Source organism: Streptococcus sp. 32226D021BW, from assembly GCF_053545015.1.
The window spans coordinates 107,724-118,325 of the sequence record NZ_JBPPVC010000007.1 but is presented as its reverse complement, the minus strand read 5'-3'; the positions used below and the strand labels follow the sequence as shown (position 1 = coordinate 118,325).

Annotated in this window: 14 protein-coding genes; 1 reads left to right on the top strand and 13 read right to left on the bottom strand. The window is 44.2% G+C overall.

All coding sequences use genetic code 11. From position 1 onward, the window contains the following. Positions 1-545: 545 nt before the first annotated feature. From ACEE44_RS06240 to ACEE44_RS06180, 13 genes are all read right to left on the bottom strand, one after another. Positions 546-1,064: a VanZ family protein gene (locus ACEE44_RS06240; protein WP_449171646.1), complete on the bottom strand. Its 519-nt coding sequence runs from the start codon at positions 1,062-1,064 to the stop codon at positions 546-548. Next, entirely contained in the window at positions 1,061-2,173 is a 1,113-nt protein-coding gene (rlmN, locus tag ACEE44_RS06235; protein WP_172054357.1) for a 23S rRNA (adenine(2503)-C(2))-methyltransferase RlmN, read from the bottom strand. The genes ACEE44_RS06240 and rlmN overlap by 4 nt, the downstream gene beginning before the upstream one ends. Positions 2,174-2,181: 8 nt before the next feature. After that, positions 2,182-2,823: a YutD-like domain-containing protein gene (locus ACEE44_RS06230; RefSeq protein ID WP_172097927.1), complete on the bottom strand. Its 642-nt coding sequence runs from the start codon at positions 2,821-2,823 to the stop codon at positions 2,182-2,184. Between the two features lie 142 nt (positions 2,824-2,965). Next, positions 2,966-4,015 (bottom strand): SepM family pheromone-processing serine protease, encoded by a 1,050-nt coding sequence (locus tag ACEE44_RS06225; protein ID WP_449171645.1) that lies wholly within the window; start codon positions 4,013-4,015, stop codon positions 2,966-2,968. Further along, positions 4,002-4,490, bottom strand: a complete 489-nt coding sequence (gene coaD, locus ACEE44_RS06220; RefSeq protein WP_449171644.1) for a pantetheine-phosphate adenylyltransferase — start codon at positions 4,488-4,490, stop codon at positions 4,002-4,004. Before coaD ends, ACEE44_RS06225 begins: the two co-directional genes overlap by 14 nt. Beyond that, on the bottom strand, positions 4,480-5,019 hold the full coding sequence (rsmD, locus tag ACEE44_RS06215) for a 16S rRNA (guanine(966)-N(2))-methyltransferase RsmD (protein ID WP_449171643.1): 540 nt from the start codon (positions 5,017-5,019) through the stop codon (positions 4,480-4,482). The genes coaD and rsmD overlap by 11 nt, the downstream gene beginning before the upstream one ends. A 71-nt stretch (positions 5,020-5,090) precedes the next feature. Beyond that, entirely contained in the window at positions 5,091-5,852 is a 762-nt protein-coding gene (locus tag ACEE44_RS06210) for a serine protease (protein ID WP_449171642.1), read from the bottom strand. 71 nt (positions 5,853-5,923) lie between these two features. Continuing rightward, positions 5,924-6,310, bottom strand: a complete 387-nt coding sequence (locus tag ACEE44_RS06205; protein ID WP_449171641.1) for a rhodanese-like domain-containing protein — start codon at positions 6,308-6,310, stop codon at positions 5,924-5,926. Continuing rightward, positions 6,310-6,528: a YqgQ family protein gene (locus tag ACEE44_RS06200; protein WP_332411129.1), complete on the bottom strand. Its 219-nt coding sequence runs from the start codon at positions 6,526-6,528 to the stop codon at positions 6,310-6,312. Before ACEE44_RS06200 ends, ACEE44_RS06205 begins: the two co-directional genes overlap by 1 nt. A gap of 105 nt (positions 6,529-6,633) precedes the next feature. Next, positions 6,634-7,236, bottom strand: coding sequence for a response regulator (locus ACEE44_RS06195; protein WP_449171640.1), 603 nt, complete (start codon positions 7,234-7,236; stop codon positions 6,634-6,636). Next, a complete protein-coding gene (locus tag ACEE44_RS06190) occupies positions 7,233-8,327 on the bottom strand; it encodes a sensor histidine kinase (protein ID WP_449171639.1) in 1,095 nt (364 codons plus the stop codon). The genes ACEE44_RS06195 and ACEE44_RS06190 overlap by 4 nt, the downstream gene beginning before the upstream one ends. Positions 8,328-8,335: 8 nt before the next feature. Further along, on the bottom strand, positions 8,336-9,067 hold the full coding sequence (locus tag ACEE44_RS06185; protein WP_449171638.1) for an ABC transporter permease: 732 nt from the start codon (positions 9,065-9,067) through the stop codon (positions 8,336-8,338). Continuing rightward, the gene (locus ACEE44_RS06180; RefSeq protein ID WP_449171637.1) at positions 9,064-9,942 is read right to left on the bottom strand and encodes an ABC transporter ATP-binding protein; all 879 of its coding nucleotides are present in this window, start codon (positions 9,940-9,942) and stop codon (positions 9,064-9,066) included. Before ACEE44_RS06180 ends, ACEE44_RS06185 begins: the two co-directional genes overlap by 4 nt. Positions 9,943-10,179: 237 nt before the next feature. Here ACEE44_RS06180 and ACEE44_RS06175 point away from each other — a divergent pair, with 237 nt between their 5' ends. Next, positions 10,180-10,386, top strand: coding sequence for a CsbD family protein (locus tag ACEE44_RS06175; protein ID WP_172003207.1), 207 nt, complete (start codon positions 10,180-10,182; stop codon positions 10,384-10,386). The last annotated feature ends 216 nt before the right edge of the window (positions 10,387-10,602 follow it).

Sequence of the window (10,602 nt, the reverse complement as noted above, 5' to 3'; positions counted from 1 at the left end):
CAGGTTCGCTCTATCTCCAACCTACAAAGGTGCCCCGAACCTTGTTGTAGCGAACAGGTTCGCTCTATCTCCAACCTCCAAAGGTTCCCCGAACCTTTGGAGCTAGTCTGATTTTGATTTTCATTGAGTATAAAAATTGACCCCTGACCATATTCAATCGTCAGGGGTTTTGATTATGACTTTAACTTACAGAAAATCCTCTCGAAGATAACCCGAGAGGATACATGCGAATACGGATAGAAAAATCCTAAGTTTAGGAATTGCACGATATAAGGGGACCCGTATTCTATTCTGCCTAGCTTGAACAAAATTTTCTTTATTCAAAAGGACTTCTTAAAAAAGTGAACAATTTGAAAACAACTACTGCTAAGTAGGCATAAATAAATTGATCTCTTCTTAAACTACATATGATTATAAGTCATAACTTACATAATGTCAAGTATTTTCAAATATTTTTCACTATTCTTTCAAAATAAAATCGACCCTATCAGTTAAACACAAACAACTATCGGAAATATAGGATTTTTTAAAGTAAAAAACGAGCATTATTTGGAACAGGCAACTAATTTCTTCGTTAATTTATAAACGAGATAAGCCAGAACTCCGCCTAAGGTATTTGTCCAGAGGTCATCCACTTCAAATACCCGCTGGGCATCAATGAGTAGGTCTAGTAATAACTGGGTAGACTCAATAAACAGGCTCATGCAAAAGGTATAACGAATGACTGCTCCAAGGCTCCGCCATTTTTCAAAAAGGAAAAGGAGAAGAAAAATCAGAGGGAAGAGTAGAAAAATGTTGGTGAAATTCTGCAAGAATATCCAGCCTAAATCTGCCAGGCTATCTACCTTATCACCATTGACAATACTATTAAAGGGAGTGGGAAGTAGATAAAGTCGTCCAATCTGAATGATGCCTGGCGTGGAGAAGACTTTGTATTGAGGGTACCAGGACTGAGGAAGAAAACAGAGTAAAACAATAGCCAGAGCATAGGCTCCAGCTAAGGTCTTACAAATCTGTCTTCCTAGCTTGGTCAAGTTTCCATCTGCTTGGAAGAATTTTCTCATGCCTGAATACCTGCCTTGGCTTTGGCTGCTGCAATACGAGCACGCGCCTTTTCGCGATCTTTTTTGAGCGTATTGGAACGCAACTGACCACAAGCCGCATCAATATCGGTACCGTGTTCCTGACGAACGACACAGTTAACCCCATTTTTCTTCAAAACATCAAAGAAAGCCAAGGTCCGCTCTCTAGTAGAGCGACTATACTGATCGTGCTCGCTTACAGGGTTATATGGAATGAGGTTGATATAAGACAATTTACGGATATTCTTGGTCAAATCAGCCAATTCCTGCGCCTGTTCAACCCCATCGTTGACCTCATTAAGCATGATGTACTCAAAGGTCACACGACGATTAGTCACCTTGATATAGTCCTCGATTGCCTCGAACAAGACCTCGATTGGATAGCGACGGTTGATGCGCATAATGCTTGAACGAAGGTCGTTATTTGGCGCATGGAGTGAGACAGCCAAGTTAACTTGGACACCTTCACGGGCAAAATCACGGATTTTTGGTGCCAAACCAGAGGTGGATACTGTGATGTGACGGGCACCAATTGCCAAGCCCTTGTCATCATTGACTACACGCAAGAAGGTCATGACATTGTCATAGTTGTCAAGCGGCTCACCAATACCCATAACTACGATATGGCTGACGCGCTCATTCTGGTTACGCTCATCTAGGTATTTCTGCACCAACATAATCTGAGCCACAATCTCACCGCTGGTCAAGTCCCGTTGCTTAGGAATCAAACCAGAAGCACAGAAGGTACAACCAATATTGCAACCTACCTGAGTGGTTACACAGACTGACAGACCATAATGCTGGTGCATCAGAACTGTTTCAATCAGCATGCCATCTGGTAATTCAAACAGGTATTTGATAGTCCCGTCCTTAGACTCCTGGACAATCCGTTGTTTGAGAGGGTTGACCACAAAGTTTTCTTCCAATTTTTCAATCAAAGACTTAGGCAAGTTGGTCATTTCCGCAAAGGACTGGACACGGGAACGATAGAGCCATTCCCAAATCTGTGTCGCACGGAATTTCTTTTCCCCATTTTCTAAAATCCAATCCACAAGATTAGCTTGACTAAAGGCATAAATTGATGGTTTCATGTTTCTCCCTACTTCTGACGGATGACAAAGCTACGCTTAGCCTCATTCATCTCCCGATTATTTTCTTTACGGTCACGCTTCTGACTACGCTCCGTCTGACTAGCCTTGGCACCCGCATTTTTCATAGTAAAATGACGTTGCTCTGACTGCTTGCTCTGCTGCTTCCCTTTTTTCTGACGGACACTTCGATTTTCATTCATTTCTTTTGGCGCAATAGACTCCGCCCGCTGCTGATTTCTATTGCGATTGCGTGAACGACTCCGCTTGCGACGAGGTCTGTCTTCCTCCTCAGCAGGCAAGTCCTGCGGATTTGGATTGGCTAAGACGAAATAAGCACAGCCAAAATTACAGAATTCCGTCAAATAATCATCCAAACGACTGATTTTTGAATCAGACTTAACAGTTTTATCGTCCTTATAAAAGCCCTTCAAACGCAGTTGCTCATTGCCCCAATCGCCGACAATATAGTCAAACTTGAGCATCAACTGTGAAAAACGCTGACCGAAAATAGTCTGGTCAAAAGCTTCTTTGTAGTCTTCCACAAGGTCTAGCTCAATATTTTCAGATACAACCTTATCCCCCACACGAGCAAAACTTGGTCCAGGATACTTGTTGTAGTTATACATTTCTGGTGAAATATCTTTTTTCATGAATCCTCCAATCTTGTAAAATATTCATACAAATCAATTCTATCTAACCCTACTATTATATCACGATTTGACCTGAAATTCTTCTAGTTTAGGTTATCAAAGAAATTTCAGACCATTTTAATGAAATAGCAAAAAGGACGATTTACTCGCCCTTGGTTTGCTTCAAATAGTCAATGGCATCCTGAGCCGTCTTGACAGGCACAACTTCAATGTCTAGACCTGCTTTCTCAGCTGCTTCTTTAGCCTCTTCATAGTTGGTTTTAGCTATTGGATCCTCTTTCAAGATTTTTTCATCAACTGGATTATTGGGAACAAAGAAGATACTTGCTCCAGCCTTGGCTGCAGATAATACCTTCTTATCTGCTCCACCAATATCACCGACACTCCCATCCTGCTCAATGGTTCCAGTTCCTGCAATCACGCGCCCATCACGCAAGGTTGGATCAGCCAGTTGGGTATAAATAGCAAGGGTAAACATGAGACCAGCACTTGGTCCACCAATATTGCCTGTTTGGAATTCAATCGGAATCGAACTTTGAACCTCTGTATGATCTACGAGAGTAATGCCTATCCCATTTTTGCCATTAGACAATTTGATAATCTTACCGTCCGCAGATTTTTCCTGACCAGCGCTAATATAACCAACTGTTACATCACTTCCAAGTTCCAAGCCACTCACATATTTAATCAAATCAGGAGAAGACTCAAATGTTTTTCCATTGATACTCACAACAGTGTCGGCAATATTAAGAACTTTTTTAAAGGTCGAATCATCCGCCAAGGCAAGTACATAGACACCAAAGAAATCCATGCTAACTTCTTTACCTGCCAGGGTCAAACCTTGGTACTTGGCCATATTTTGCGAAGTTTCCATGTAGAACTGGGCAATGCGGAAGTATTCCTCGCTGTCTGCCCCACCTGTCATCTCCTCTGCTGAACTAACACTTGTGTAAGGATCAAACTGGGCTGCCAAGAGTTGCAAGGCCGTTGCCTGCTGGACTGAAACGTAGGTAAAATTGTAAGAACCAGTTTCCTTGTCTTCTTGGTCGTTGACCGTCAATACCTGACGAACATCCATGGCACCGCCCGGCTTTTCCAGATAATATGGTAGGGGGACAAAAACCGTAAACCAGATCAATAGGGTACCTAAAACAATAGAGCTAATCAGTAGTAATTTCTTATTTTTCTTCATTCTTTTTTATCTCCTTACTGACAACTTGGGGGACATAGGGGCTAATATCTTGCTGATAGTGAATCAATTCTCTGATTTGACTAGAAGATATATTCCGATACTCCGGTTTAGATATGAGATAAACCGTTTCAAGTTCCGGAGCTAGTTGGCGATTAAAATAGTCAAAATTTGCCTCATATTCCAGGTCAATTCCATTACGCAGACCTCGAACGATATGACTAACCCGTCGCTCACGGGCCACATTAACCACCAATTCCTGACCAGCTAAAAAGACCTCAATCTTCTCATTTCCCTCAAAAACTTTTTGTAGGAGGGCTAGACGCTCCTGCCCTGTAAACAAACCTATTTTATTGGGATTGAAAAAAATACCCACATATAGCTTATCAAACAGGCCACTTGCTCGCTCGATGATATCCAGATGCCCATTGGTAATGGGGTCAAAGGATCCTGTGAACATTCCTATCTTATCTGACATAAACGGTTACCTTACTAATTCCATAGATTTTTTCCTTCCAGATGCCCAGCTCTGCAATTTCCTCCGGAAGAGAAACTGCCTTATCTGTCTCGCAAACAACCATGACCTCTTGGGACAAAAGCTGGCGCTGACACAGCTCAGTGATATCTGCTACGATATCCTCGGCTGCATAGGGAGGGTCCAGAAAGACCAGGTCGAAGGATCCGCTCAAGTGAGCCAAAGCCTGCTTGGCTTCCATGGTCAAAAGCTGAAACTTGCTGTCCTCCTTGGTCATGCGGATATTGTCGCGGATAATGGCTTGCGCTCTCCGATCTCGCTCGACCAGAACTGCTGACTCCATGCCGCGAGAAACAGCCTCGATAGACAAACCGCCACTTCCTGCATAGAGGTCCAAGACTCGACCACCGTCAAAATACGGACCAATCATATTGAACATGGCCCCACGGACCTTGTCCGATGTGGGCCGAGTTGTCTTGCCTTCCAAAGTTTTTAGCGGACGTCCGCCATAAATTCCTGATACAATTCTCATAAAGAATATTATAACAAAAAAACGACTGGACGGCTCAATCAAACTAAAAAAGGAGATTGCTCTCCTTTAATCTATGGATTATCTGTAGATGATGTTGCTGGCGTTTCACTTGCAATTGGACTTTCTGCGCTAGTTTCAGTAGCAGTTGATGCTTCCGTCACTGGTGTTTCCGTAACGGGCGCTTCACTGACCTCGGACACAGGAGGTGTGCTTGTGTCTGCTTGGCTAGCAGGTGGAGTATAAGTCGTCGTAGCATTTGGGCTACTATAGGTATTTTGTGCCGGAGCTATATAGGTATTGGTTTCTGCCTGATAAGTCGTTTCTTCTTGATAGGTTGCTTCCTCTTGATAAACTTCCTCTTCAGATACCGTGCTTGTTGCTGTTTCAACCTCTTCTGTCACTTCACTGCTAGTCGAACTTGCAGAGGAACCATTCCTTTCAGCTTCTAATTTCTTAGCTGCCTCAGCCCTAATCAATTCAGCCTGTAATCGAGCTTTAGTCTGGGCATCCGTCAAATTATCTGCTGCAACCTTTACCTTATCAATTCTGGTCTGTAGCTCTTGCTTTTTAATAGCCGATTTCAATTTATCAACTGCAGCTTGAGCTACTTCTAATTTCTCCTTGCTAGGATTTCCTTCAAGCGCAATCACAGCATTTTCTGCCGCCTTATAGGTAGGATCTTCGCTAACAAGTTCTTGTCTAGCTACCGAAGTTTCCGTTTTTGTCTGAGTTCCTTTATACCAGCTTGCAACTAAACTAATCAGCAAGACAAGTACCATAAAGGCAACAATGCCCACTTCTGCTGGTGACAATTTTTCAAATTTTCTATTCATCATTCGTTCCTTATGCTATCTGATTGGTCAGAAAAATTAAGCTATTCTACCACTAAATGTGCTGTACTGACCTATTTGGCAGTCTTTACTTTTCCATTCCAGCCATTTAAACCGTAGCTTAAAATATAGATCTCCTTAAAACCTTGTTTCTTTAAGTAAAGAGCTGCTGGCGTAACCAACTGACCACGATCATTTTCATACATCAAAACAGGCTTGTCCTTGCGTAAAGCTGCTGTTGATTGGCGTAATTGCTGGTAGGGAATATTTCTAGCACCCAGAATATGCTTGCGACCGAACTCACTTGGATCACGCAAGTCAATCAACTGTCCACCATGAATTTTCTCTGCAAATTCTGCATTATCAATCACAGTCGCTGCACGACGCAATCTCCAGTAATTAAAGCCCATCCATGAACCTAAAATAATAACAAATACGAGAAATACCCACAAGGTTTCCACTATCTACTCTCCTTCAACTTCTGATACTCTAATTCCAAACGATGTTCCCGTCTCAAAACCAGCTCGGCTTCCATGTAGTCCAACCTATCCAGAAGACCTGCCTGATAGACACGATTTAGCTCTATCTGCATCATCTCAATGTCATACAAGCGATTGCCCATATAGATGATTATACCAAAACGTTTTAGCAACTGTTGCACATCGTATAGTCGTTTCATATATAAAATTTTAGCAGAATATCCGAAGATTTTCAATACAAAAACGCAATCGGTCTTGTCATTTTTTAAGCCAAAAAAGATTGGGTTCTTGCCCAATCTCATTCGTTATGCTATCCAGCCCTTTTCCTGTGCCACCTTAACAGCAGCGGTGCGGTTTTCAGCACCCAGCTTGGACAGGATAGAGGTCATGTAGTTGCGGACCGTTCCGTCAGATAGGTAGAGATGGCTGGCGATTTCCTTATTGGACAAACCATCTGCCACCAGCTTAAGTAGCTGACTTTCTTGGGCTGTCAAGGGACTGCGTTGGGTTAGGAGAATGTCCATCAACTCTGGCGAATATTCCTTCCGCCCCGCCAAGACCGTTTCAATGGTCCGCATGAGGTCTGCGATGGAGCGTTCCTTGAGCACATAGGCATCCACATCTGCCTTGACCGCCCGCTCAAAATAGCCCGGTCGCTTGAAGGTGGTCATGATAACAACCTTGACAGGCAAGGCTTGCCCCCGCACCCATTCCAAGACATCTAGGCCCGTCTTTTCAGGCATTTCTATATCTAGTAGCACCACATCTACTGGCTCTTTTTCCAAAAGAGCAATGGCCTGACTGCCGTTTTCTGCCTGTAAAACAGCCTCAACCGCATTTTGAAAGCCCAAGAGTTGACAGAGGGCGTCCCGCAGCATTGCTTGGTCTTCTGCGACTAAGATTCTCATTCTACCACCTCCTCAAACGGAATTCGGATGGACAGGCGGGTGGGCTTGGCTAGAGAAAGAAACTCCAAACTTCCTTTCACCGTCACCAACCTGTCTTTTATGGTATGCAATTCCTGGCCAGTCAACTGGGCAAAGCCCACTCCGTTGTCTTCGTAGTGCAAAACCAATTCTTTCTGATCTTTTTCAAAAACCAAACGACATTCGCTAGCCTGGCTATGTTTGAGCAGGTTATTAGCCAACTCTCTCAGCACCATAGCCAGCTTATTCTGGACGGGCAAGCTGAGCTGCTCTGCTATTTCCCCACCCAAGACAACTAAGTCCACTCCTGCCAAGTCCAACATCTGCTGTAAAATCTGAAGCTCCTCTGCCACAGTGTGCTGCTTGAGGGACTGGACAATCTGGCGGACCTCCTGCATGGAGTCCTTGGCCAAGGTCTGAAGGTCTGCCACCTCCTTCTTGGCCTGGTCGATCTGATCGTGGTCTAAAAGTGTCTGGACCAGCTCGGCCTTGACAGACAGCATGGCAAAGACATGACCCAGTGTGTCGTGCAAGTCCTGACCGATACGGTTGCGTTCATTCTCAGCCAGCAGGAGATTGATGGACGCATTCTGCTCCTGTAGGCGTTGCTGAAGAGCTTCCCGCTTGGTCTCAATCCAACTGAAAATCAGCAAGGCCAAGCCGAAAAAGTGAATAATAAGTGCAAAAGCTCGCATCTCAAAGGGGACAGGACCAAAGAGAGCCCATAGGATAATAGCCAGCAACAAAATCCCGTAAGACACCGTCCGATAGGTCGGTCGATTCTCTTTATAATACCAGCCCAACATATTGGATAGGTTGAAGATAAAGAGGGAAAATTGCAGATTGCCCCAAAAACTCATGACGGCGATATAGCCAATCAGGTAAAACCAAGCCAGCAGGGAATAGAGCTTGTGGTCGGTATAAAAGAGGGAGCAATAGACCAAGGCAAAGAGAATGGTCGCTAGGACAACTGCCGTCGGATTAGGACTATACTGGGCGTAATAAAAGGGAAAATAGAGAAAGACCATGCCCACGAAGAACATGAGTGGTACCTTTCTTTTTTCAAATATCATGGCTTACCTCACTGTTGCTCCGATTTTCTATTCAGAACTAGAGCAATTCCTAAGAAAATTATCGCATAGCCTAGGACAATTAGCAAGGATTTCCAGAGAAAATCTCCCTCTTGAGCGTAAGTGGTCACCAGCTGGTTGACATGGTAGCTGGGCAGGAGTTTGCAAATCCGCTGCACCCAGTCTGGAAAGAGGGAAACAGGCATCCAAGAGCCACCCATGATGGCCAGAACAAAGTAGAGCAAGTTTGCCACAACCGACATGGCCTGTTCAGACTGAATTTGCACCAAAAGCAAGCCAATGGCTAGAAATACGATAGAGGTTACAAGGAGTATGAGTGCGGACACGACCCATTCCTGAGCTGACAAGTCTACTCCCTTGACCAAGCCACCCACCGCAAAGACAATGGCAATGGAAGATACAAAGCAGAGCAAGACCCGCACTAGTTTGGACAGGTAATAGTGCCAGATTGGCAGGGGCGAATGCTGGATAAAGGTCAACCAGCTATTCTTTCTGTCCTCTGCCAGCATCATGGGAAAGGTGAAAAGGGCAAAGCCCGACATGGAAAAACCTGTCATAGTCAGCATATAGGACTGGATAAAGGCCTTTTGCATGACTGCATCATCAAACTGGACGGTTGATGAAAAGATCAGGAAAAAGATGACGGGCATACCGATAGACAGGAGAAATACTCCCAAACTTCTGGATAATTTTACCGCCTCTACTTGAACTAATGCTTTCATGATTCTTCCTCCCTTGTCTTGTCAAATAGGCTATTGAGCAGAGTTTTGTTCTGAACCTCTAGGTCTGAAATCCGACAACCTGCCTCCTGCAAACTAGCCCAAACCTGCTCAATAGCTCGGGTTTTGAAGCTGACCGTATCTTGTTTGTAGCTGATTTCATCAACCATAGCCAACCGCTCCACCGCCGCCGCAAAGGCAATCGGCAGAGTTACTTCCTTCTCCTGCTCCTCGCTCCGCATGGCAAATGGCGTGGTATCTCTTAGTAACCGCCCCTGGTGCAAGACCAAAATCCGCTCCGCCGTATGCTCCACTTCCTCGATATAGTGGCTGGTATAAAAAATAGTCACACCCTGAGCCTTAAGTTCCTGGACAATCTCCCAAAAACGCTGGCGGGTCGAAGTATCCATGCCCGCCGTCGGCTCGTCCAAGAAGAGCAGCTTGGGCTTGCCAATCAGGCAGATGACGAAAGCCAAGAGCCGCTTCTGACCGCCCGATAGCTTGCCGGCCAGTTGATTTTTTTGCTCTGGGGAAAAGCAGAGCAGGCTGTCGATTTCCACATCTGTCAAACTATCCTTGTAGATGGCTTGGAAAAAGCGGAGCAATTCCTTGACCTTCAGGTCTGTCGGGATAGCATTTTCTTGAGGTAAAACTGCTACTGTTTCTTTATTGGACCGAGCCTGTGGAGCCAGACCATCCAACAAAACCTGGCCTTTCGTCACCTTCCTATCTCCCAACAAACAGGACATGAGCGTTGTTTTCCCGGCCCCGTTTGGACCGATTAAAGCCACACATTCCCCAGACTTGATTTCAAAGGAAATATTGGACAAGATTGTCCGACCTTTGATGACTTTTTCTAGTGCTTGTACTTCTATCATTTTTCTACCTCCTACTTCTTGATCATCTTACATACATAGTATATCTCGAAAATGAAGCCCGCACTAGAAGCCTTTGTCATTAACTCATGTGACAAATGTCATTATCAGCAGACCATAATCCAAGCAAATTTCTTGCCTTTTGCTGGATTTTATCTTAGTATAGATATATCAACATGTTCTACATAGTAGAATAACTTGGTGGGCGACCACCCTTGACGCAGAAAAAAGAGGTTTCTTATGTCAGAAGATAAATTGAATGCAAAACTCGACCAATTGGCAGGTTCTGTCAAAGAAGGCTTGGGCAAATTAACAGGCGATAAAGGCCTTGAAGTCGAAGGACTTGTGGAAAAAGGTCTAGGTAAGGCTAAAGAATTAGTTGAAGATGCAAAAGATGGCATTGAAGGTGCTGTTGACGGTATCAAGAAAGCCTTTGATAAGGAATAAGCACAAGGCTATGGAAAAGCCTTGTGTCACTGAACCACACCCCAAAAGGTAGATAGAAAAATCTAACTTCTGGGGTGTTATTTTTGTTCAGTCGAAATCTATTTCGCTCACTATTTAATCATGATATATTCGCTTCAAGGCATGATCACTTTCAACTTGCTACACTATTCATTAGTGTCTTGCTTTACATGGGTTTTCCATCCCTGTTTAATTGCA